Here is a 22,713-nt window from a genome sequence, read left to right on the forward strand (position 1 = left end):
GGGCGAAGGAATAAAAAAGGCCAGCAGGGTTACGCTGGCCATCATGACATTACATTCAGTCGATCACTGCTGCGCTTTCGCCGCGAGTTTGTCTAACAGTTTTTGATGGATCCCACCGAATCCACCGTTACTCATCACCAGAATATGGTCGCCTGGCTGGGCGGTTTTCACCACCATATCCGCTAATGTATCCACATCGGCATGCCAGTGCGCAGGCTGTACACACGCTTCCGCGACTTCTGCGACCTGCCACGGAATGTGTTGCGGTTGCAGCAGGAACACTTCATCCGCACGTCCTAACGACGGCGCCAGATCGTCTTTGCAGACCCCCATCTTCATGGTGTTCGAGCGAGGTTCCAGTACCGCGATGATCCGCGCAGTGCCGCCCACTTTACCGCGCAGGGCGGTAAGGGTCGCAAGAATGGCCGTTGGATGATGCGCAAAATCATCATATACCGTCACGCCATTGGCCTGCCCGCGCAGTTCCAGACGGCGACGCGCATTGACAAACGATCCTAGCGCGTTAGCGGCATCAGCAGGCATCACGCCCACGTGACGTGCGGCGGCAATCGCCATCAGCCCATTATGCATGTTGTGTTCGCCGACCAGCGCCCACTTCACTTCACCCACTTTCTCACCGTCCAGCCACACTTCCCACTCAGACGCCTCAGTGTTAAGTTTTTTCGCCTGCCAGTGGCCCTGCTCGCCAACCAGTTCCTGTTCACTCCAGCATCCCATCGCCATCGTCTGCTTCAGGTTGATGTCGTTTTCAGGCCAGATGATCTTCCCTTGTCCCGGGACGATACGGACCAGATGATGGAACTGTTTCTGGATCGCTTTCAGATCGTCAAAAATATCCGCGTGATCAAACTCAAGGTTATTAAGGATCAGCGTACGCGGGCAGTAGTGAACGAACTTGGAGCGCTTGTCGAAGAACGCGCAGTCGTACTCATCAGCCTCGATAACGAAGAATTCGCTCTCGCCAAGGCGAGCGGAGACGTCAAAGTTGCCCGGCACGCCGCCAATTACGAAACCCGGTTTGTAACCGCAGACTTCCAGAATCCAGGTCGCCATCCCCGCCGTGGTGGTTTTGCCGTGCGTCCCCGCGACCGCCAGTACCCAACGATCGCGCAGAACAAAGTCGTGCAGCCACTGTGGGCCAGACATGAAGGGAATGTTTTTTTCCAGCACCGCCTCAACGCATGGATTACCACGGGTCATCGCATTGCCGATAATGACCAGATCCGGCTGTGGGTCGAGCTGGCTGACATCGTAACCCTGAATCAGGGAGATGCCCTGATTCTCAAGTAAAGTACTCATCGGCGGATACACATTGGCGTCCGAACCCGTTACTTCATGACCGAGCGAGCGCGCCAGCATCGCCAGACCGCCCATGAAAGTGCCACAAACTCCCAAAATATGAATGCGCATACGTCACTGTCCTTTTTTAATCTGGGAGCCATTTTACGCACATGTTATGCGACTGAGAAATGTATTTCAGGCGATTCTGTAGTTTGCTGGCGCGATTCACCTGAGCGCAGCCCATGTAATATTTGTTAAGATTGCGAAGGTCGCTTTACTCCACATAGATTGCAGGGAAAGTGTTATGAAAACGTTAGGTGAATTTATTGTCGAAAAGCAGCACGAGTTTTCTCATGCTACGGGTGAACTCACTGCTTTGCTGTCGGCGATAAAACTGGGCGCCAAGATCATCCACCGCGATATCAACAAGGCCGGACTGGTCGATATCCTGGGTGCCAGCGGTGCTGAGAACGTACAGGGCGAAGTTCAACAAAAACTCGACCTGTTCGCGAACGAAAAACTGAAAGCTGCACTGAAGGCGCGTGATATTGTTGCCGGTATCGCCTCTGAAGAAGAAGATGAGATTGTCGTCTTTGAAGGATGTGAACACGCGAAGTATGTTGTCCTGATGGACCCGCTGGATGGTTCTTCCAACATCGATGTGAACGTCTCTGTCGGCACAATTTTCTCCATTTACCGCCGTGTTACGCCTGTTGGCACACCGGTGACCGAAGAAGATTTCCTGCAACCCGGCAACAAGCAGGTGGCTGCGGGTTACGTCGTTTACGGCTCCTCAACCATGCTGGTCTATACCACCGGCTGCGGCGTACATGCCTTCACCTACGATCCCTCTCTCGGCGTTTTCTGCCTCAGCCAGGAGCGTATGCGTTTTCCGGCAAAAGGAAGCACCTATTCCATTAACGAAGGCAACTACATTCGTTTCCCGATGGGCGTGAAGAAATACATCAAGTTCTGCCAAGAAGAAGACAAGCCAACACAGCGCCCGTACACCTCGCGCTACATTGGTTCCCTGGTGGCGGATTTCCATCGTAACCTGCTCAAAGGCGGGATCTACCTCTACCCAAGCACCGCCAGCCACCCGGACGGGAAGCTGCGCCTGCTGTACGAATGCAACCCAATGGCGTTCCTGGCTGAACAAGCCGGCGGCAAAGCCAGTGACGGCAAAGAGCGCATTCTGGATATCACTCCGGAAAGCCTGCACCAGCGCCGTTCGTTCTTCGTGGGTAACAACCATATGGTGGAAGACGTCGAACGCTTTATCCGCGAGTACCCGGACGCGTAAAAGCATAACGCCGGAGAAATCCGGCGTTTTTTCATGCGTTAATTCACAAAGGTCAGTTTGACGCGCTTAGACACGCGGAAATAGGGGCTCCAGATTGCCAGATATAATGCATTTTTTACCAACTTCCATGCCGCTGAAGCATCGTATGTGAAATCGAGATACCGCACAGCCACCCATATATCAGTAATACTAAATATCGCTATTCCCCAAAGAAGAAAAATAAACCAGTTGGGAAATCGTCGCTTCTTTCTGAAAAACAAAAAAGTGGTGTAGATCGTTATTAATAACAGAACCATCCCAGCAACGGCTTCCATAAAAACTATTGTCCTGTAGGGCTTCTGATCAAATAGCAACCCATTCAATACAGAAGAGATAGTCGTTAATGCCATGGAAAGTATACACAATATCAAAAATAGTGCCGTTATGTAGAGCCAACCGCCAATCCCCGTCAGCTTTTTATCGGCGCAACGTTTGCAGTAGTCGTCCGGCGGTAAGACCGCCACACCACAGGTTTTGCATGTCGTCCTTAATCCCTCATCTTCATTCACATCCATATCTGAACATCCCTTTATTGATAATTCATTCTTCACATAGCCTAATGCGAAAAATAAATTATCCCCCCTTTTTGAACAGCTTCAAGTTGTTTAATAATTCACCTACTCTATGATTGATGCGGTATTAATTCGCGTTACCACCGCATTCTGCCGATTCTCCCACAACACCGTCAGCGCTCGCTGCAATGCAATAAAGATAAACAACAAAATGCCGATGGCGATTTTCGTCCACCAGGAACTGAGCGTACCGTCAAAGTTAATGTAGGTCTGAATCAGCCCCTGGATTGCCACACCAAAGAGTGTGCCTAACACCGTCCCCACGCCGCCGCTCAACAGCGTGCCGCCTATCACCACCGAGGCGATGGCATCCAACTCGACACCAACACCCGCCAGCGCGTAACCGGCCTGGGTATAGAGAGAGAACACAATACCGGCGAGCGTCGCCAGCCCGGTCGAGAGCATATAAATGCGAATGGTCGTGCTGCGCGTTGAAATGCCCATCAGGTTCGCCGACGTCGCACTCCCGCCAATAGCGTAAACCTGATTGCCAAACCGCGTACGATGAGCCAGAAAGATCCCTACCACCACCACTGCCAGCATCAGCAGCCCCATTGCGCTCAAACGACCGCCGCCAGGGATTTTCCACGCCAGGCTAGAGAGCGTGTCATACACGGGATGGTTAATCGGAATCGACTCTTCGGAAACCAGATAGCTGACGCCGCGCAGAAAAAACATCCCCGCGAGGGTAATGATAAACGCCGGGATCTTCAGCGCATCAATCAGCAGTCCCATGAAGGCCCCAAACGCACATCCCATCGCCAACACCAGCGGAAACGCCAACAGCGGCGAGATCCCCCAGTCACCGATCGCTTTCGCCAGGAACACACCGGTAAAGGCGATCACCGACCCGACGGAGAGATCGATCCCGCCGGAGAGGATCACAAAGGTCATCCCAACGGCGATAATCCCTAAGAACGCATTATCGGTCAGGATGTTGCAGATAACCCGCGTAGAGGCGAAACCGGGAAACTGCGTCAGGCACCAGAGGTAACCCAGTACAAAGACCCCGAGGGTGATCATTAACGGCAAATTACGTTTTATCATGACCACGCACTCCTTTTATCACGCTGATAAAGCGCTGAGACTGCACAATCAGCACGCACAATACGACAACGGCTTTAACGACCTGATTCATCTCCGGCGGAAAGCCAGACAGTAAAATTCCGGTATTCATCCCCTGGATAATCAACGCGCCGATCACCGAAAGCAGCAGATTAAACCGCCCTCCCATCAGTGACCCGCCGCCAATCACCACCGCCAGAATGGCGTCCAGCTCCAGCCATAATCCGGCATTATTGGCGTCTGCTCCGCGAATGTCGGCGGTGACAATGATCCCGGCGATGGCGGCGCACACGCCGCTCAGAACATAGGTGAGCATGACGATTACCCGCGTGTTTACCCCGGCATTTTTAGCCGCCCGAATGTTGATCCCCACGGCTTCAATAAACATCCCCAGCGCCGTTTTGCGGGTCAACAACCAGAACAACACCAGCGTACACATGGCGATAATGACCGGCGTCGGCAACAGCAACAGCGATCCGCTGCCAAACCACGAGAGATTCGGCGCGTTGAAGGTCACAATCTGTCCGGAGGTAATCAGTTGCGCCACCCCGCGCCCGGCGACCATCAGGATCAGCGTCGCGACAAACGGCTGGATTTTAAGGATCGCCACCAGAATGCCGTTCCATAATCCCGCCAGAACCCCCGTTCCCAGCGCGGCAAGCAGAACGACAGGTAAACTGTGCCCGGCGACCGTCATGGCGGCAGTAGTCGCCCCGGCTATCGCCATCACCGCCCCGACAGAAAGATCGATGCCCCCGGTGGCAATCACCAGCGTCATACCGATCGCCAGCAGCGCCACAGGCGCGGCGCGGTTAAGAATATCAATCGGGCTACCGAAGAGCCGACCATCCTGCAATATCACCTGCCAGAAGTGCGGCGCCACAACGCTATCCACCAGCAGCACCAACGCTAACGCCACCAGTTGCGGCATCCCCGTCGACCAGCGAAAGCGTTTTTTCGGCGGGGTAGACTGAGGGAGAGATTGAGGCATCACCATAATCTCCTTAGGCCGCAATGGCGTTCATGATCGCCGGTACGGACAGTTCCGCCAGCGGGATCTCCGCCACGTGTTTGCGATCGCGCATGATAATCACGCGATCCGCATACCCCACCAGCTCTTCCAGTTCGGACGAAATCACCAACAACGCCAGACCGTCTGCGCACAGCGTTTCGATCAAGCGGATGATCTCCGCATGGGCGCCAACGTCGATACCGCGCGTGGGTTCATCGAGGATCAGGAACTGCGGTTTGGTCAGTAACCAGCGTGACAACAGCACTTTTTGCTGATTGCCGCCGGAAAGAAATTCAATCGGCTGATCGGCGCTCGGGGTGCGAATACCCAGTTGGCGAATAAAGCGTTCAGCAATGTCATTTTGCTCTTTGCGGGGAATCGGCCGTAACCAGCCACGCTGCGCCTGTAACGCCAGAATAATATTTTCCCGTACGCTGGCGGCGGCAATAATGCCATCCGTTTTCCTGTCTTCCGGGCAAAAGCCGATCCCCAGACACGATGCCTGGTGCGGCGAGCGTAGTGTTTGCAGTTTGCCTTTGAACATCGCGCTGCCGCTGTCTGCGGGTTTAATCCCGAAGATCACCTCTGCGGTTTCCGTACGCCCTGATCCTAAAAGCCCCGCCAGTCCGACGATCTCCCCTGGGCGAACTTCCAGATCAAAGGGTGAGATGGTCCCTTTTTTGCCATAGTTTTTGAATGCCGCCACCGGTTTGTCACTCAACAGGGTTCTTCCTGCACGCTGCAAGGCATGGGTATCTAACTCACGCCCCAGCATCATTTTCACCAGTTCGATCTGCGGGAGTTCGCGCGTTTCACGACAGCCGACAAAGCTGCCATTGCGCAGTACGGTGATCCGATCGCTGACCTGATACACCTGATCGAGAAAATGCGTCACGAAAATCAGGCTGACGCCGCGATCGCGCAGATGGCGCATCAGCCCAAACAGCATGTCGACTTCCTGGGTATCCAGACTGGCGGTCGGTTCGTCGAGGATCAGCACCTTCGCGGAAAGATCGATGGCCCGACAAATCGCCACGATTTGCTGCATCGCCACTGAAAATCGGTTGAGCGGCTCGCGAACATCAAGGGAAAATCCGTAAGAGGCCATCAGCTCGGTGGCGCGCCTTTCCATCTCTTTGCGCCGCAGCAGGCCAAAACGACGAGGCTCACGCCCGATGAACAGGTTATCCGCCACCGACATATTCGGCAGCAGATTCACTTCCTGATAGACCGTACCGATACCCAACTGTTGAGCATGGGCCGTATTTTTAGGCGAGATCGTCTGACCTTCCAGCCAGATAGTGCCGCGTTCTGCATGGTACACACCGGTCAATGCCTTGATCAGCGTCGATTTTCCCGCGCCGTTTTCCCCCAGCAGCGCCATAATTTCGCCACGACGCAGACTAAAATCGACATTATCCAGCGCTTTGACGCCGGGAAAAAATTTGCTTAATCCTTCGGTTCGGAGGATTTCCTGATGTTGGTCGATGGTCATGGTTCCTCCTGCATCACGCCGAATGATGCTACGCTTACCCGGCCTACAGCACGCTCTTTTGTAGGCCGGATAAGCGCAGCGCCACCCGGCATTTTTCCTGGCTGAGAGGCCTTAGTAGCCCATCTTTTTCTTCTTCTCTAACTCTTCTTTGGCTGTATCTGGCAGGTAGAGGACCGATTTGGTCAGGGTCAGCTTCTCAGGCATGGTGCCGTCTTTTTTATATTTCTCCAGCGCGTCAAAAGCGGGCCCCGCCATGTTCGGCGTCAGCTCAACGCTGGCGTTCGCTTCTCCGTCCATCATCGCTTTAAAGATATCCGGAACCCCGTCGATAGACCCGGTAAGAATGTCTTTACCTGGCTTCAGACCCGCTTCTTTAATCGCCTGAATCGCGCCGATCACCATGTCATCGTTGTGGGCGTACACCATGCAGATGTTTTTGCCGTTGTTTTCCGCCTTGATAAAGCTTTCCATCACCTCTTTACCTTTACTGCGGGTAAAGTCGCCAGACTGCGAGCGAATGATTTTGATGTTTGGCGCTTTGGCGATGGCTTCCGCAAACCCTTTCTTACGGTCTATCGCCACGCTGGCGCCGACCGTCCCCTGCAGTTCCACCACATTACACGGCTTACCGTTCACCTCTTTAATCAGCCAGTCGCCAATCAGTTGCCCTTCCAGTACGTTGTTGGCGGTAACGGTGGTCATATAGAGAGATTTGTCTTTGACATCAATGGAACGATCGAGCAAAAACACGGGGATCCCGGCATCTTTGACTTCTTTCAACACCGGTTCCCAACCCGTTGCCACCACCGGCGCGATGAAAATAGCATCCACGCCCTGGGCCACAAATGAACGCACCGCTTTAATTTGGTTTTCCTGTTTTTGCTGACCGTCGGCGATTTTTAACGTAACGCCGCGTTTCTGAGCTTCACTCTTCGCCACGTTTGTTTCAGCGGCGCGCCAGCCCGACTCAGAGCCGACCTGCGAAAATCCTACGGTTAAAGGGGCTGCCATCGCCATAGACGACATAGCTGCCGAAACTGCGGTAACTAAAAGTAAGCGCTTCCACATAAGTGCGTCCTCGTCGGGTGAGTTATCGTTGATTAACAAACAGTCGCGGAAAAACTATAGACAATGGAACATGTAACGAATTGCGTTACATCACACTTCAAAAAAGTAAATAAAACGTTAATCACAAGTTTGTAATCGCTTCCATTTGCTTATGAAAAATGCAGCTGTTGTTATGGATTTTTCTGTCATGTAAACGCGCTGAAAACAGCGAAGGACCATGGAGGAATACGAAAACAAGCGAAGACTTTCGCCACGAGTTGGCTATAATACTTGCCACTTGTTTGCCATACATTTTAAAGGAAACAGACATGAGCTTACTCAACGTCCCAGCGGGTAAAGACCTGCCTGAAGATATCTACGTTGTTATCGAGATCCCGGCAAATGCCGATCCGATCAAATACGAAATTGACAAAGAGAGCGGCGCACTGTTCGTTGACCGTTTCATGTCTACCGCGATGTTCTATCCGTGCAACTACGGTTACATCAACCACACCCTGTCCCTGGACGGTGATCCGGTAGACGTTCTGGTCCCGACGCCGTACCCGCTGCAGCCGGGTTCTGTCATTCGTTGCCGTCCGGTTGGCGTACTGAAAATGACCGACGAAGCCGGTGAAGATGCGAAACTGGTTGCGGTACCGCACACCAAACTGAGCAAAGAATACGATCACATCAAAGATGTGAACGATCTGCCGGAACTGCTGAAAGCCCAAATCACTCACTTCTTCGAGCACTACAAAGACCTCGAAAAAGGCAAGTGGGTTAAAGTTGACGGCTGGGACAACGCAGAAGCAGCGAAAGCTGAAATCGTTGCGTCCTTCGAGCGCGCTGCGAAGAAGTAATTCTTACCGCGAATTAAAAAACACTGCTTCGGCGGTGTTTTTTTTATGCATGCAGAAGCAGTTCGCGTAAAAAACAACGCCACCCGAAGGTGGCGTGTTCATCTTAGTACTGGTCTTTATCTAACCAGTTGCCGCTTTCAATCAACGTTAAACCGTCAACCGAACGTTGGTACACATACATCCATGCACTCCCGTACGGCGTCTGGATCAACTGACGTGCGTATTCACCGCCCCTGGTGCGCAAGGCATCAAGCTCGGCCAGCGTAGCATTATCAATACGATAAACTTCACCGTGTACCGTCCCGCTTCCCGGAACTGCGCCTGGATAGTGGCCCAGGCTATACAACTGGTAATTATCGATACTGTAGTTGCCCAGCAACTGGGCGTTGGTCATCCAGTGGCTGTTGCCCTGTTTGCGTCGTAAACTGCCGTAGACAAATATTCGCATTGCTAAAACTCGAACTGATAGAGCAAATCCAGTGCCTGATCTACGCCAGACACCGCTTCCAGATATAGCTTGGGCATCAGACGATAACGTAGCGTGAGTGTCGCTAAAGAGTCAAATATACCCACACCATATTTCACCTGTAGACCTGGCAGTACATACCCGCTGACCACCACCTGGGATGAGTCGCCTACCCCTTGCGTGTCCAGTGCCAGATTGCTTACGCCAAACGTCTCCCCGATTTTACCCACAACCTGACCACTTTGTGCAACCCCCAGACCAATAAGCATCGATGTCATCGCCGCACTGTCACTTTGATCGCTGTCCAGCCCCTGGCCGCGCAACAGATAAGAGAGCGCTTGCTGTTGGGACATCGCCGGATCAGAGAAGATCTCCGCCTTCGGTTCATCGGCCGTTCCGGTAACACGCACACCGGCGATCACATCGTTTTCAGTGGCTTCCGGATTACGAATGGCTTCGATGTTAAGCAACGGCTGATCCGGAGGACCCGAGAACAACAGCTCGCCTTTACGCACAATTAAATCCTGACCATAGGCATGGAAGCGACCTTCCGGAATGTTGATCTGCCCGTTCAGCCCCAGACCTTGCTTGTCCTGCGCGACTTTCAGATCGCCAGTCAGACGCGCTTTCAGCCCAAACGCACTCATACGAACGTTATTACCGACATGGATAGTCAGGTTGCTGTTGATCGGAATTGCGGTGCTCTGCGGCTTCTCTGGCTGCAGGTTATTGTTGAGCATCACCTCATCGCTGGAGACGCCGACCGCACTTTCCGGCAGATCATGCACGACAATACGCGCCCACGGCACATCCACCCGACCATCGAGGGTGAACAAACTCGGCGTCGCCTCAAATACCACATCCGGCGAGACATCGAGGCGCACCATCGGCGGTACGGTGATCCGCACCCGGCTGCCTTTCGCCGCGACACGCGCACGCCAGTTGTCGATCTGACTCCAGTCCGCATCGCCGCTCAGGTTAATTTGCCCCTGGTGGGTACTCACCACCCCGGCGAGCGTGGAACGCGTGCCGTTGAAGTTCATCGAAAGCTGGCTCGGCTGCATATCAAACGGCATAAAGTTGCCGTCGACATCCAGACCACTGAGCTGCAATCGACCAAACATCTGCGGGCTTTGTACATCACCACCTAACCGTAGGTTGGCATTCAACATTCCCGCCGCTTTCTCACCCCGCGAGAAAATGGGGTTCACCATCGCCAGGTTGAAATTGCGAATATTGACGTTGCCGCCAAGATTGCGTCGGCCCTGCGGATCAGTCACCTGCAGTTGCCCGTCTAACTGACCGTTATTGGTCAGGCGAATCAACCAGCCCAGTTCCGCGCGGTTGTTGTGGAGATCGGCAGTCAGGTTCAGCGTTTCAAACGCGACCGGTAGCGGCGCGTCGTTGACGGTCTGCGTCACCTTCACATTACGGCCACTGAGCGTAATCTGCCCCTGCGGTAACCCTTCTTTGGTGGTGTCCCAGGCCACGTCGGCCTTGCCGCTAAATACGCCGCTGGCCTGCGTGGTCTCCGGCATAAACGGTTTCAGCATCGCGAGGTCAAAACGGTTAAGATTGACCACCGCCCGCCCTTCTGCACCCGCATCAATGGTTTGCGGTACGCACAGTTCGGCATCCGGGTTCGTCCAGCAGTGCGGCCCAATACTGATCTTCTGTTCCTGATTACGATAGTCCAGCGCGATGGCGCGGTTCAGAGACCACGGGCCAACCGGCGTCTGAAAGCGCGTATTACTGAGGGTGCCTTTCCAGCGTTCTTCCTTACGGTCGAAACTTCCCGCCAAATCAAGCTGCCCTGAGACCGGCTCACCCTGAATCCGCAGTTGCAGTTCATGTTGCTTTTCACTGCCTTTGGCATTCAGCGTCACAAGATTGATATTGACGTCAGGCTGCACGATTCGCTCAACGCGAACATTGAGGTTTCCGGCAATCTGGTCGCTGGATTTGACGTCGCCTTCCACACGGACCTGCGCCACCGAAAGTTCCTGCCAGCGCAGACCGCGTGCCGTGATATCCGCCAGCAGTTGCGGCGCGTCAACCGTACCGCGTACTTTTACCAACCCCTTCGCAGTCCCGCCCAATCCCGGCAGCGCATTGTCGAGCCCTGGCGCGTCGATGGCGGCGTCAAGATTGAGATCTTTTACCCCCAGCTCGCCTTTCACATCCGCACTGTTTGGCCCCAGTTCCAGATGCAGCCCCGGAATAATCCACTGCAGGTAGCTGTTCCCCTTCAGTGAACCGTTCACGTTAAGTTTGTTCTGCTTCACGTTGCCGGTCAGTTTGAGCTCTGGCACTTCCATCTGCCAGGTTCCGCCGTACAGGCTCCCCCGGGTTTTAATCAACCCATTGATCTTCGAAGGCCAGTCGGGGATCTCTTTTGCCGTATTGATGCCATCAAATGTCAGTTCACCGCGCCAGCTGATCGCCTTCTGCCAGTCGAGCAGCGCCTTCAGTTCGGTTTTACCGTCCAGCGCCGCAACGGTAAGTTTATCGAGATTGATCTGCTGCTCGTTGCCTTTTGCGTCCAGGGTAATGGTGGCCGGAGGAAGATCCTGCCCCTTCACCGCCGTACGCATCGACAACGTATAGTCGGTCATCTTGCCGGTGAGCTTGAGTTTAAGATCGTCGGCCTGAAACTGTTTGTCGCCGGTAAACGGCCAGGAGAGTTGCTGGCTAACGATCTCCAGATTCAGCGGTAATCCCGCTTCCCCCAGACGCGTCTGGCCACGCAGAACCATATCGACCGGACCAGAAAGATTAACGCCAAGCTCCAGTTGCTCGCGCAGCGCGCCGCCCACTTTCAGCTTCACCTTTTCGCCTTTGAGCGGGTCGATATTCAGCGTGCTGTTAAGGGTGAAGTCTACCGGCCAGGTGTCGCTGAGTTGCGCGCTGCCAGTGGCATTGACGCTCCCCTGGCTGGAGTCTATATCCAGCGCATCCAGCTTCATGTTGCCATCGATACTGCTCACTTTCAGCAGCAGAGTGTGTACCGTCAGATCGGTATCACCGGTAATACGCAACTGCTCGCCGCGAAATTCTTCAATGTTAAGATTGAGCGGCAAATGCACATCGGTCATTTCCGGCAGCACCGGTCTGGAGAACAGATCTTTCAGCGTCTCGCCCAGCGGTTTTTCATTGGGCTGCGGGTTTTGGATCTTCGGCTCAACCACCTCTTCCTTCGCGACTTCCACCACCTTTGGCAAGGCGATGAGCAGCCCCTGAAGCGATGTCGGCTTCAGGGTCAGGGTTTTCTCCTGCCAGTTCAGGCCGGAGGTAAAATCCAGTACCGAGATCGTCGTGTCATCAATTTTGAGATTGATGTTATTGAGCGCCACACGTGAAAGCGTGATCGGGTAAGGCGTGGAAAGGTTCAGCGGGCCGCTGTCCTCTTCTTCTACCGCCGCTTCAGAAGGCGGCATTTTTTTACTGTCGATGGCAACGCGAATGTCTTTCAGCGACAGATCGTTAACGCACAGGCTGCTGTTCCACAGACAGTCGAGTTTGATGGCCAGATGCACCTCGCCCGCATTGACCGCCACGCCGGGCTGATCATAGCGAATGTTCTTCAACGACAGATCACGCCAGCCTCCCGTGACCTGACCGATCTCCAGTCCCGGCACCCAGCGATTCGCCGCATTGAAGATCAGATGCAGCCCCGTCGTGGTGCCCACCAGAAACGCCACCGTCCCCAACAGCAGCAGAATAAAAATCAGTACGCCGAGGCTTATTTTCTTCCATAGACTCATAATTCTGGCCCCAGACCGATGTAAAACTGCATACCACTTTCTTCTTTGTCGCCGACGGGAGCCGCGATATCGAGCTTGATTGGCCCGACGGGGGATTGCCAGCGTACGCCCACCCCAGCGCCCGTTTTGAAGTCGCTCTTGCGAATATCGCTGACCGCTTCGCCGCTATCAACGAACACCGCACCCCACCATTTTCCGGTGACGTTGTACTGGTATTCCAGCGAGCCGGTCGCCAGCTTCGAAGCCCCTTTCAGGTCGCCGTTGCTGTATTCTGGCGAGATAGATTTGTATTTATAGCCGCGAATACTGCGATCGCCCCCGGCGAAGAAACGCAGATCCGGCGGCACTTTGTCAAAATCACCGGTTTCGATCCACCCCAGATTGCCGCGCATCACAAAGCGATGGCGATCGTACAGGGTGCGTATCCAGACGTTTTGCAACTGGAACACCGAGAAATCCACATCGGAACCCCAGGCGGTATTCGAATAATCAATAGAATAGCGCTGCGAATCCCCCCACGTCGGCATCAGACCGCCGCGTGAGCGTGTCCGGCTGATCATCACCCCAGGATAAAGCAGCATGGTGGTGTCAGTGACTTCCCCTTGGGTAAAGTGGTCAAGACTCCAGCGCAGATTGATGGCGCGCTGCCAGCCGCTGGAAAGATCCCAATAGCGGGAGACGGCGAGCGTGGTGGAGTCTGATTCGGTATCGTTGAGATCCGTGCGCTTAAAGCCGCCCTGGACCAGATAATATTGCTCCAGCGGGTTCTTCAGCAACGGCATTTTATAACTGAAATCAAGCACCTGTTCCGGCGCTGAAATACTGGTGCTGGTCGTCAGGCTGTGGCCGTAAGAGTTCATCCACGGTTTTTTCCACGTGGCTTTCACGCGCGGTCCAACGTCGGTCGAATAGCCCACACCGGTTTCAATGGTGTTTTCTACACGCGGTGACACAACGCCTTTCAGCGGCAGGACTTTTGTTTTGCGAGCCTTATCGAACTCAGGAGCGACAACCACGGAGTTAAACCATCCGGTGGCTGAGAGGCGGCGGTTCAGCTCCGCCAGATCTTTCGACTGGTACTCATCGCCCTCTTTGAACGGCACCAGATGTTGCAGGTATTCATCACGAATCTGCGAACCTTCAAACGTGACATGCCCGAAGCGGTAACGTTCACCGCTATCATAGTCGATGTCCCAGAACGCCTGATGGCGATCCAGCGCAATACCCAACTGGCTCTTTTTAAATTCGCTGTCGAAATACCCTTTACGCAGCGCGACGCTGGTTAACGACTTTTTGAAGTTGTCATAGTCACTGTGATCCAGCACGGTTCCCAGCGCTGGCCGCGTTTTCAGCAAGGCCAGATAATCTTTATCGGTCCGTGCGCCGCCGCGTAAAATGACTTCAGTGCCGCCAATCAACACCGGCTGACCCGGCGTGACTTTGGCAATCAATACCTGACGCCCTTTTGCCGGAGGCGGACGTAAATCAAATTCAATGGTCGGCTCGTAATAGCCCAGCGCTTTTAACCCTTCACGGATAGCATCATCAACGCGCGCGCGAAAACGCCGGTCTGGCGTGACTTCATCACCCTGAATCGTCGACAGTTGAGCACGGACGTTTTTTTCCAGCGCTCCCGACAAACCTTCAACCTGTAGACGGACATTCGCGGCGGCGGCAGAGCCACTCAAGCATAGCAAACCGACCCAGCATAACTGACGGATATGTGGCACATTTTCTCCTGAATATCCTTTTTTTCCTGGCCCTGGAAAAAGAACACTACACCATCCAATGGCTTAACAAAAATTCAACAATCAAGGTTGAAAAACAGACGACAACCCAAATATTTCTTATGTTTACTTTAGACACATTCACAATAGTTATTGTGTGCAAAGAAGCGTCTTGTTACAACCTTAAACCAAATGACAGTTTTTGGGAGGACCGCACCATGAGCATATTTGATAAAAAGCATCTGGTTACTCAAGCAGATGCACTGCCCGGACGCAATACCCCGATGCCGGTAGCCACTCTGCATGCGGTAAACGAACACTCCATGACAAATGTGCCCGAAGGGATGGAAATTGCCCTCTTTGCCATGGGCTGCTTTTGGGGCGTTGAACGCTTATTCTGGCAATTGCCGGGGGTTTACAGCACGGCGGCGGGGTATACCGGCGGCTATACGCCAAACCCCACCTACCGGGAAGTCTGCTCCGGGCAGACCGGTCATGCTGAAGCCGTTCGTGTGGTCTACGATCCCCAGGTTATCCGCTATGAGCAGTTGCTACAGGTCTTCTGGGAGAATCACGACCCGGCGCAGGGTATGCGTCAGGGCAACGATCAGGGGACACAGTACCGTTCCGCTATCTATCCGCTCACGCCGGAACAGGACGCCGCCGCCCACGCCAGTCTTGAACGCTTTCAGGCGGCCATGGCCACAGCGAATGACGATCGCCACATCACCACCGAGATTAGCCGCGCCAGCCCGTTCTACTACGCCGAGGATGACCACCAGCAGTATCTGCACAAGAATCCCTACGGCTACTGCAGCATTGGCGGAATTGGGGTATGTCTGCCGCCTGACGCATGATTTTATTCGCAGGCCGGCGTTTTGACAGCCCCCTGCCACGCCTGATGGCGCGACGCGTATCAGACCTCCGGGACTGTCGAAATCTGACCCTCTGGCGGCATTACAGTACCTTACGCTATACTAGCGACTGAAATTACCGGCTCACTTCCTTCGGGCCGGTTTTCAATGTGTATTTCATATGGATTTATACTCTATGGATTTCGAGTTGCAGGAAGGCGGCAAGCTCGTGAATCCCCAGGAGCATAGAAAACTATGTGACTGGGGTGAATGAGTGCAGCCAACGTACCTGTAAATTGAAAGACGACGAGTATCAACTTCTCCCTTCCGAGGATCTGGCGTAACGCTGGATAAGATATGTTAAACAGTATTTTAATCATACTCTGCTTGATCGCTGTGAGTGCGTTCTTCTCGATATCCGAGATCTCGCTTGCCGCCTCACGTAAAATTAAACTTAAGTTGTTAGCGGATGATGGCAATATCAACGCGCAGCGCGTTTTGAAAATGCAGGAAAACCCGGGGATGTTCTTTACCGTGGTGCAAATTGGCCTGAACGCGGTCGCCATTCTCGGCGGTATCGTGGGCGACGCCGCATTTTCTCCGGCATTTTATTCCCTGTTCTCTACCTACTTCTCAGCGGAACTGTCCGAGCAACTGAGCTTTATTCTCTCTTTCTCGCTGGTCACCGGTCTGTTTATTTTGTTCGCGGATTTAACCCCGAAACGCATCGGTATGATTGCGCCAGAAGCTGTTGCTTTGCGTATCATCAACCCGATGCGCTTCTGCCTGTTTGTGTTTCGCCCATTGGTGTGGTTCTTCAACGGTCTGGCGAACATCATCTTTCGCATCTTCAAACTGCCGATGGTGCGTAAAGACGACATTACCTCTGATGATATCTATGCCGTCGTCGAAGCCGGTGCGTTAGCAGGCGTGCTGCGTAAACAGGAACACGAACTGATTGAAAACGTGTTCGAACTGGAATCTCGTACCGTGCCATCTTCCATGACCTCGCGTGAAAACGTGATCTGGTTTGATCTGCATGAAGACGAACAGAGCCTGAAAAACAAAGTCGCAAAGCATCCGCACTCGAAATTCCTGGTCTGTAACGAAGACATCGACCACATCATTGGCTACGTTGACTCAAAAGACCTGCTCAACCGCGTGCTGGCGAACCAGAGCATGGCGTTAAACAGCGGCGTCCAGATCCGCAATACGCTCATCGTTCCGGACACACTAACCCTCTCGGAAGCGCTGGAAAGCTTCAAAGCCGCGGGCGAAGATTTTGCCGTTATCATGAATGAATACGCGTTGGTGGTGGGTATTATCACCCTCAATGATGTGATGACGACATTAATGGGCGACCTGGTGGGCCAGGGTCTGGAAGAGCAGATCGTCGCCCGTGATGAGAATTCATGGCTGATTGATGGCGGTACGCCTATCGACGACGTCATGCGCGTGCTGGATATCGACGAGTTTCCACAGTCGGGTAACTACGAAACCATCGGCGGCTTTATGATGTTTATGCTGCGAAAAATCCCGAAACGTACCGACTCGGTGAAGTTTTCCGGCTACAAGTTTGAAGTAGTGGATATCGATAACTACCGTATCGATCAGTTGCTGGTCACGCGACTCGGCACGAAACCCACGACGCTGGTGCCGAAGCTGCCCGATGCCAAAGAAGAGAACGCGGCATAAGTTACGCGCCTTAGAAACATCAACGGCTCCTGTTTCAGGAGCCGTTTTTTTATACTGCTTTAACTATCGCATAGCACTTCAGTTAAGCCATCTCAGTTTGCAGACGCAAAACCTGACGGTTAACTTCGGACATCACAGAAAAATGCTGTTTGTCCTTCACTTTTGGGACAAGAATCTTACCCTTATCAAACTCAAAAGCGCCTACGTCCTTGATATATAACCGTCCACGAAACAGGATCTTCACGTACTTCGCCACCTGCAGCGGGTTGTACCGTTGGAAAATTTTCATTGTTGTCTCCTGCTGAGCATTACGCCTTTGCGGTGCCACAATCAGCCCAACTGTTCTAAGGCGCAAATTTTAATGCCATATGACTATAGACTATCTCGACGATGTTTCCAGCGTGTATAAGTTTATTTACCTTTTCATTACACTTATTCAGAATTATCTCTTCACTGATGCGCTGGATTCAGTATAAGCCTTCATTTTTCGCAGGATTTGTGCGCCCGTCCGCAAACTGGCATCGCGCTTGCGGGAAAAAGCATTATTCGCACATATGATTAAATCTCAGACCCAAGTGGTCGGATCACCTGCAAATAATAAGGAAACACCATGACTTTACGTAAGCTTCTCGCGCTCTCATGCCTGTTACTGCCGATGATGGCCTCCGCACATAACTTCGAAACGCACCAGCGCGTGTCGCCAGTGGGGATCGCCGACCGCGGTGAATTGATTCTTGATAGTGATAAGTTTAGCTATAAAAGCTGGAATAGCGCGCAGTTGCCAGGGAAAGTACGCATTCTGCAACACATCGCCGGACGCACTTCTGCCAAAGAGAAAAACGCGACGTTGATCGAGGCAATCAAAGCGGCAAAACTGCCGCACGACAAATACCAGACCACCACTATCGTCAACACGGATGACGCCATTCCTGGCTCCGGTATGTTCGTGCGCAGTAGCCTTGAGAGTAATAAGAAGCTCTATCCCTGGTCGCAGTTTATTGTCGACAGCGACGGCATTGCGCGTAAAACCTGGCAACTGGATGAAGAGAGTTCAGCTATCGCCGTACTCGACAAAGATGGCCGTGTTCAGTGGGCAAAAGATGGTGCATTAACGCAGGAAGAGGTGCAGCAGGTGATCGCCCTGCTGCACACATTGCTCAGTAAATAGAGACCCGGAAGCCGGGGTTGAGGAATGATTCGCGCGGGGTGTAATTCAGTGGTTTACCCTGCCAGTCGTAAACATGCGCCCCGGCAGCAGCGGCAACAGCATGGCCCGCGGCGGTATCCCAGACGTTCGTGGGGCCAAAGCGCGGATACAGTTGAGCCTGCCCTTCTGCCACCAGACAGAACTTGAGGGAAGATCCAATCGAGGTTGTCTGGTGCTCGCCCAACTGCTGCAAATATTCTTTCATTTCGCTGTCTGCATGCGAGCGGCTAATCACCACCAGCGGCGGGCGGGCGTCGCGTACCTGAATTTGTTTGCGTATACCGCACTCTTCTTTCCAGGCTTTCCCTTCTGCCGCGCTGTACATCACCTTCATGACGGGTGCATAAACCACGCCCAATACCGGCTTACCTTTGTCGATCAGCGCAATATTAACGGTGAATTCTCCGTTACGTTTAATGAACTCTTTTGTGCCATCCAGTGGGTCTACCAGCCAGTAGCGCTGCCAGTGCTGGCGCACGTCCCAACTCTGCGGGTCTTCCTCCGAGAGCACCGGAATATCCGGCGTCAGTGCCTGTAATCCTTCGAGTATCACGACATGCGCGGCAATATCCGCCGCAGTGACCGGAGAATCATCCTGCTTGCTGGTGATCTCCATCGGTTTGACTCCATCGTAAATTTGCATAATGGCATCACCCGCATTCCGTGCAAGCTGGCATACATGTTCTAACATTCTCCACCTCGTTTGTGGCCGTGGCGTTAACTCGTTGTTTTACTTATACCCGATCGTCAGGGGATCCGCCAACTGTGATAACGACTGCGGTTTTGGCGGGTAAATTCATGGCATGATTCACGATTCTGTAAGCAAGAAGATATAGATACATTTTCTTTTGTGGCTTAGATCTTAAAAGGATGCCCCTGATGATTAAGTTTAGCGCAACGCTCCTGGCCACGCTGATCGCTGCCAGCGTGAATGCGGCGACCGTCGATCTGCGAATCATGGAAACCACTGATTTACATAGCAACATGATGGATTTCGATTATTACAAAGATACCGCGACGGAAAAATTCGGTCTGGTACGCACGGCAAGTTTGATTAATGCCGCCAGAAATGAAGTGAAAAACAGCGTGCTGGTCGATAACGGCGATCTGATTCAGGGGAGTCCGCTGGGCGATTACATGGCAGACAAAGGGCTGCAAAAAGGCGACATTCATCCTGTCTACAAAGCACTGAATACGCTGGATTACGCCGTCGGTAACCTTGGCAACCATGAATTCAATTATGGTCTGGATTATCTCCACGCGGCGCTGTCTGGCGCGAAATTCCCCTACGTTAATGCCAATATCATCGACGTTAAAACCCAGAAGCCGCTGTTTACACCTTATTTGATTAAAGAGACTGACGTCATCGATAAGGACGGTCATAAGCAAACGCTCAGGATTGGCTATATCGGTTTTGTGCCGCCCCAAATCATGACCTGGGATAAAACCAACCTCAGCGGCAAAGTGACGGTGAATGACATCACCGAAACCGCCCGCAAGTATGTACCCGAAATGCGCGCCAACGGCGCCGATGTGGTGGTCGTGATTGCGCACTCCGGTCTTTCAGCCGATCCCTACCAGAGCATGGCGGAAAACTCGGTTTACTACCTCAGCGAAGTCCCGGGTGTGGATGCCATTATGTTTGGTCACGCGCATGCCGTCTTCCCGGGCAAAGATTTCGCCAGCATTAAGGGCGCGGATATCGCCAAAGGCACCCTTAACGGTGTACCGGCCGTCATGCCGGGCATGTGGGGCGATCATCTGGGCGTGGTGGATCTGGTGCTCAACAACGACAGCGGGAAATGGCAGGTGACGCAGGCGAAAGCCGAGGCGCGTCCGATTTATGACGCGGCGGCGAAAAAATCGCTGGCAGCGGAAGACCTTAAGCTGGTTGATATCCTGAAAGCCGATCATGACGCTACGCGCAAATTCGTCGGCAAGCCGATTGGTCAATCCGCAGATAACATGTACAGCTATCTGGCGCTGGTTCAAGATGATCCGACCGTTCAGGTCGTGAATATGGCGCAAAAAGCCTATGTTGAACACTTTATTCAGGGCGATCCGGACCTGGCAAAACTGCCTGTGCTTTCTGCCGCCGCACCGTTTAAAGTCGGTGGTCGTAAAAACGATCCCGCCAGCTTTGTTGAGGTGGAAAAAGGGCAACTCACCTTCCGTAACGCCGCCGATCTCTACCTTTATCCCAATACCCTGGTGGTCGTCAAAGCCAGCGGCAAAGAGGTGAAAGAGTGGCTGGAATGCTCGGCAGGACAGTTCAACCAGATTGATATCCACAGCAGCAAGCCGCAGTCGCTGATTAACTGGGAGGGATTTCGCACCTATAACTTCGATGTGATTGATGGGGTCAATTATCAGGTGGATGTTTCGCAGCCCGCTCGCTATGACGGCGAATGTCAGACCATCAACCCCAACGCAGAACGTATCAAGAATCTGACCTTCAATGGCAAACCGATTGACCCGAACGCAACGTTCCTGGTCGCCACCAATAACTATCGCGCCTACGGTGGTAAGTTTGCGGGCACCGGCGAAAACCATATCGCGTTTGCTGCACCGGATGAGAACCGTTCGGTGCTGGCCGCCTGGATAGGCGCAGAAACGAAGCGTGCAGGCGCAATCCATCCGGCAGCGGACAATAACTGGCGTCTGGCCCCCATCAGCAGTAAGACGACACTGGATATCCGCTTTGAGACATCCCCGACCGATAAGGCCGCCGCGTTTATCAAAGAGAAAGGACAATATCCGCTGAAGAAAGTCGCCACCGATGATATCGGTTTTGCGATTTATCAGGTGGATTTGCGTCAATAACGCTCCCTTCATTGCCGGATAGCGACGCCAGAGCGTCTTATCCGGCCTACGCAATCTCCAGGCCGGATAAGGCGTCAGCCGCCATCCGGCAAATACTCACGCCGCACGCTCATCCCGTCCCGCCAGGACCTGCGGCAAATTCAGTTCTATCCAGTCCGCCAACGCGGCCACTTTATCGCTGACCTGCTCACCCAGCGGCGTCAGACTGTACTCTACGTGCGGTGGAACCACCGGATACGACACCCGATTGACAAAACCGTCCAGCTCCAGCGCCTGTAACGATTGCGCCAGCATCTTTTCGCTCACGCCGCCCATCTTGCGTCGTAAATCGCTGAAGCGATGCGTTCCGTCACGCAGCGCCACCAGAATCAATACCCCCCAGCGGCTGGTCACGTGCTTTAACACATCACGGGACGGACACTGTTCGGCAAACAAATTCCCCTCGCGCAATTGCTGAGAAAGCGTTGAGTTTGTCATTTTTATACTTACCTTTTTGTACGTACTTACTAAAAGTAAGTTTAGGTGTTAGCGTAATTAAACACAAGACAAAGACGAGGAGTCATCCCATGATCGCAATTACCGGCGCCACTGGCCAACTGGGTCAACACGTTATCGAATCCTTACTGAAAGCCGTTCCTGCCAGCCAGATTGTCGCTATCGTCCGTAACGCGGCGAAAGCCACGGCCCTGCGTCAGCAAGGCATTACCGTGCGTGAGGCGGATTACAACAACGAAGCGGCATTCACCACCGCGCTACAGGGTATCGATAAACTGCTGCTGATCTCGTCGAGCGAAGTTGGGCAACGTAGCGCGCAGCATCGCAATGTGATTAATGCTGCGATGGCAGCCGATGTAAAATTCATCGCGTACACCAGCCTTCTTCATGCCGACAGCTCCCCGCTGGGACTGCATGTCGAGCATGTTGAAACCGAAAAAATGCTGGCAGACTCAGGTATTCCCCACGCCTTGCTGCGTAACGGCTGGTATACCGAAAACTACCTGGCCAGTGCGCCCGCAGCCCTTGAACACGGCGTGTTTATCGGTGCCGCAGGTGAAGGCAAAATCGCCTCCGCCACCCGTGCTGATTATGCCGCCGCTGCCGCACGCGTGATTAGCGAAGAGGGCCATGCCGGTCAGGTTTACGAACTGGCGGGCGATGAAGCCTGGACGCTCAGCCAACTGGCCGCCGAACTGGCAAAACAGAGCGGAAAAAACGTGGTGTATCAGAACCTGAGCGAAGCGGATTTTGCCGCGGCGCTGAAAGGTGTAGGTCTGCCTGCGGGACTGGCGGATATGCTGGCGGATTCCGATGTGGGTGCCTCAAACGGCGGCCTGTTTGACGACAGCAAGACATTGAGCAAACTGACTGGACGTTCGACCACCACATTGGCAGAGAGCGTCAAAAGCATCCTGTAGGTGTTAAAAATAAGTTAATTGCAGTGGCATCCCCGGGAGTCATCTCTGATAATGAAACGATGGCCCC

19 protein-coding genes are annotated in these 22,713 nt (G+C 53.4%); 7 read left to right on the forward strand and 12 right to left on the reverse strand.

The features are described 5' to 3' along the window. Window positions 1-63: 63 nt before the first annotated feature. Window positions 64-1,431: a UDP-N-acetylmuramate:L-alanyl-gamma-D-glutamyl-meso-diaminopimelate ligase gene (gene mpl / locus P2W74_RS20455; protein ID WP_276293017.1), complete on the reverse strand. Its 1,368-nt coding sequence runs from the start codon at window positions 1,429-1,431 to the stop codon at window positions 64-66. Between the two features lie 175 nt (window positions 1,432-1,606). Here mpl and fbp point away from each other — a divergent pair, with 175 nt between their 5' ends. Further along, the gene (gene fbp / locus P2W74_RS20460) at window positions 1,607-2,605 is read left to right on the forward strand and encodes a class 1 fructose-bisphosphatase (protein ID WP_192610863.1); all 999 of its coding nucleotides are present in this window, start codon (window positions 1,607-1,609) and stop codon (window positions 2,603-2,605) included. A 38-nt stretch (window positions 2,606-2,643) separates the two neighbouring features. Here fbp and P2W74_RS20465 read toward each other — a convergent pair whose 3' ends face one another. From P2W74_RS20465 to ytfQ, 5 genes are all read right to left on the reverse strand, one after another. Next, a complete protein-coding gene (locus P2W74_RS20465; RefSeq protein ID WP_276293018.1) occupies window positions 2,644-3,159 on the reverse strand; it encodes a DUF2569 domain-containing protein in 516 nt (171 codons plus the stop codon). Between the two features lie 102 nt (window positions 3,160-3,261). Further along, the gene (gene yjfF / locus P2W74_RS20470) at window positions 3,262-4,263 is read right to left on the reverse strand and encodes a galactofuranose ABC transporter, permease protein YjfF (RefSeq protein ID WP_276293019.1); all 1,002 of its coding nucleotides are present in this window, start codon (window positions 4,261-4,263) and stop codon (window positions 3,262-3,264) included. After that, window positions 4,250-5,272, reverse strand: a complete 1,023-nt coding sequence (gene ytfT, locus P2W74_RS20475; protein ID WP_276293020.1) for a galactofuranose ABC transporter, ATP-binding protein YtfT — start codon at window positions 5,270-5,272, stop codon at window positions 4,250-4,252. Before ytfT ends, yjfF begins: the two co-directional genes overlap by 14 nt. Window positions 5,273-5,285: 13 nt before the next feature. Then, entirely contained in the window at window positions 5,286-6,788 is a 1,503-nt protein-coding gene (gene ytfR / locus P2W74_RS20480) for a galactofuranose ABC transporter, ATP-binding protein YtfR (protein ID WP_276293021.1), read from the reverse strand. A gap of 111 nt (window positions 6,789-6,899) precedes the next feature. Next, on the reverse strand, window positions 6,900-7,856 hold the full coding sequence (gene ytfQ / locus P2W74_RS20485) for a galactofuranose ABC transporter substrate-binding protein YtfQ (protein WP_276293022.1): 957 nt from the start codon (window positions 7,854-7,856) through the stop codon (window positions 6,900-6,902). A 308-nt stretch (window positions 7,857-8,164) separates the two neighbouring features. On the opposite strand from ytfQ, the gene ppa reads away from it, so the two are divergent. After that, window positions 8,165-8,695 carry an inorganic diphosphatase gene (gene ppa, locus P2W74_RS20490; protein ID WP_203359148.1) on the forward strand — a complete coding sequence of 177 codons (531 nt, stop codon included), beginning with the start codon at window positions 8,165-8,167 and terminating at the stop codon, window positions 8,693-8,695. A gap of 103 nt (window positions 8,696-8,798) precedes the next feature. Here the strand turns inward: ppa and P2W74_RS20495 are convergent, their stop codons facing one another. The 3 genes from P2W74_RS20495 to tamA are packed head-to-tail and all read right to left on the reverse strand — an operon-like array spanning window position 8,799 to window position 14,655. Then, the gene (locus P2W74_RS20495) at window positions 8,799-9,143 is read right to left on the reverse strand and encodes a gamma-glutamylcyclotransferase family protein (RefSeq protein WP_276293023.1); all 345 of its coding nucleotides are present in this window, start codon (window positions 9,141-9,143) and stop codon (window positions 8,799-8,801) included. Between the two features lie 2 nt (window positions 9,144-9,145). Then, window positions 9,146-12,925, reverse strand: coding sequence for an autotransporter assembly complex protein TamB (gene tamB, locus P2W74_RS20500; protein ID WP_276293024.1), 3,780 nt, complete (start codon window positions 12,923-12,925; stop codon window positions 9,146-9,148). Further along, complete coding sequence (gene tamA, locus P2W74_RS20505; RefSeq protein ID WP_276293025.1) at window positions 12,922-14,655, reverse strand: autotransporter assembly complex protein TamA; 1,734 nt, start codon at window positions 14,653-14,655, stop codon at window positions 12,922-12,924. The genes tamB and tamA overlap by 4 nt, the downstream gene beginning before the upstream one ends. Before the next feature lie 215 nt (window positions 14,656-14,870). On the opposite strand from tamA, the gene msrA reads away from it, so the two are divergent. Both msrA and paeA read left to right on the forward strand, forming a co-directional pair. Further along, window positions 14,871-15,509: a peptide-methionine (S)-S-oxide reductase MsrA gene (msrA, locus tag P2W74_RS20510; protein WP_276293026.1), complete on the forward strand. Its 639-nt coding sequence runs from the start codon at window positions 14,871-14,873 to the stop codon at window positions 15,507-15,509. Window positions 15,510-15,863: 354 nt separating this feature from the next. Beyond that, complete coding sequence (paeA, locus tag P2W74_RS20515; RefSeq protein WP_276293027.1) at window positions 15,864-17,201, forward strand: polyamine export protein PaeA; 1,338 nt, start codon at window positions 15,864-15,866, stop codon at window positions 17,199-17,201. An 82-nt stretch (window positions 17,202-17,283) separates the two neighbouring features. Here the strand turns inward: paeA and P2W74_RS20520 are convergent, their stop codons facing one another. Then, window positions 17,284-17,490, reverse strand: coding sequence for a DUF1107 domain-containing protein (locus tag P2W74_RS20520; protein ID WP_192610851.1), 207 nt, complete (start codon window positions 17,488-17,490; stop codon window positions 17,284-17,286). 321 nt (window positions 17,491-17,811) lie between these two features. Here P2W74_RS20520 and P2W74_RS20525 point away from each other — a divergent pair, with 321 nt between their 5' ends. Then, on the forward strand, window positions 17,812-18,369 hold the full coding sequence (locus P2W74_RS20525; protein ID WP_276293028.1) for a YtfJ family protein: 558 nt from the start codon (window positions 17,812-17,814) through the stop codon (window positions 18,367-18,369). Here P2W74_RS20525 and cysQ read toward each other — a convergent pair. Continuing rightward, window positions 18,359-19,099 (reverse strand): 3'(2'),5'-bisphosphate nucleotidase CysQ, encoded by a 741-nt coding sequence (gene cysQ, locus P2W74_RS20530; RefSeq protein WP_276293029.1) that lies wholly within the window; start codon window positions 19,097-19,099, stop codon window positions 18,359-18,361. The genes P2W74_RS20525 and cysQ overlap by 11 nt on opposite strands. Before the next feature lie 188 nt (window positions 19,100-19,287). Between cysQ and P2W74_RS20535 the strand changes: the two genes are divergently transcribed. Next, a complete protein-coding gene (locus tag P2W74_RS20535; RefSeq protein ID WP_276293030.1) occupies window positions 19,288-21,231 on the forward strand; it encodes a bifunctional 2',3'-cyclic-nucleotide 2'-phosphodiesterase/3'-nucleotidase in 1,944 nt (647 codons plus the stop codon). Window positions 21,232-21,327: 96 nt separating this feature from the next. Here P2W74_RS20535 and P2W74_RS20540 read toward each other — a convergent pair whose 3' ends face one another. Next, window positions 21,328-21,708, reverse strand: a complete 381-nt coding sequence (locus P2W74_RS20540) for a winged helix-turn-helix transcriptional regulator (RefSeq protein WP_276293031.1) — start codon at window positions 21,706-21,708, stop codon at window positions 21,328-21,330. Window positions 21,709-21,797: 89 nt separating this feature from the next. On the opposite strand from P2W74_RS20540, the gene P2W74_RS20545 reads away from it, so the two are divergent. Then, the gene (locus tag P2W74_RS20545; RefSeq protein ID WP_276293032.1) at window positions 21,798-22,646 is read left to right on the forward strand and encodes an SDR family oxidoreductase; all 849 of its coding nucleotides are present in this window, start codon (window positions 21,798-21,800) and stop codon (window positions 22,644-22,646) included. Window positions 22,647-22,713 lie beyond the last annotated feature (67 nt).

The sequence above is a fragment of the Citrobacter enshiensis genome (assembly GCF_029338175.1).
Taxonomy (GTDB): Bacteria; Pseudomonadota; Gammaproteobacteria; order Enterobacterales; family Enterobacteriaceae; genus Citrobacter_D; species Citrobacter_D enshiensis.

Bases quoted from the DNA above. Each gene is read 5' to 3' on its own strand.
- mpl (WP_276293017.1), bottom strand. From the start codon at position 1,431: ATGCGCATTCATATTTTGGGAGTTTGTGGCACTTTCATGGGCGGTCTG.
- fbp (WP_192610863.1), top strand. From the start codon at position 1,607: ATGAAAACGTTAGGTGAATTTATTGTCGAAAAGCAGCACGAGTTTTCT.
- P2W74_RS20465 (WP_276293018.1), bottom strand. From the start codon at position 3,159: ATGGATGTGAATGAAGATGAGGGATTAAGGACGACATGCAAAACCTGT.
- yjfF (WP_276293019.1), bottom strand. From the start codon at position 4,263: ATGATAAAACGTAATTTGCCGTTAATGATCACCCTCGGGGTCTTTGTA.
- ytfT (WP_276293020.1), bottom strand. From the start codon at position 5,272: ATGCCTCAATCTCTCCCTCAGTCTACCCCGCCGAAAAAACGCTTTCGC.
- ytfR (WP_276293021.1), bottom strand. From the start codon at position 6,788: ATGACCATCGACCAACATCAGGAAATCCTCCGAACCGAAGGATTAAGC.
- ytfQ (WP_276293022.1), bottom strand. From the start codon at position 7,856: ATGTGGAAGCGCTTACTTTTAGTTACCGCAGTTTCGGCAGCTATGTCG.
- ppa (WP_203359148.1), top strand. From the start codon at position 8,165: ATGAGCTTACTCAACGTCCCAGCGGGTAAAGACCTGCCTGAAGATATC.
- P2W74_RS20495 (WP_276293023.1), bottom strand. From the start codon at position 9,143: ATGCGAATATTTGTCTACGGCAGTTTACGACGCAAACAGGGCAACAGC.
- tamB (WP_276293024.1), bottom strand. From the start codon at position 12,925: ATGAGTCTATGGAAGAAAATAAGCCTCGGCGTACTGATTTTTATTCTG.
- msrA (WP_276293026.1), top strand. From the start codon at position 14,871: ATGAGCATATTTGATAAAAAGCATCTGGTTACTCAAGCAGATGCACTG.
- paeA (WP_276293027.1), top strand. From the start codon at position 15,864: ATGTTAAACAGTATTTTAATCATACTCTGCTTGATCGCTGTGAGTGCG.
- P2W74_RS20520 (WP_192610851.1), bottom strand. From the start codon at position 17,490: ATGAAAATTTTCCAACGGTACAACCCGCTGCAGGTGGCGAAGTACGTG.
- P2W74_RS20525 (WP_276293028.1), top strand. From the start codon at position 17,812: ATGACTTTACGTAAGCTTCTCGCGCTCTCATGCCTGTTACTGCCGATG.
- cysQ (WP_276293029.1), bottom strand. From the start codon at position 19,099: ATGTTAGAACATGTATGCCAGCTTGCACGGAATGCGGGTGATGCCATT.
- P2W74_RS20535 (WP_276293030.1), top strand. From the start codon at position 19,288: ATGATTAAGTTTAGCGCAACGCTCCTGGCCACGCTGATCGCTGCCAGC.
- P2W74_RS20540 (WP_276293031.1), bottom strand. From the start codon at position 21,708: ATGACAAACTCAACGCTTTCTCAGCAATTGCGCGAGGGGAATTTGTTT.
- P2W74_RS20545 (WP_276293032.1), top strand. From the start codon at position 21,798: ATGATCGCAATTACCGGCGCCACTGGCCAACTGGGTCAACACGTTATC.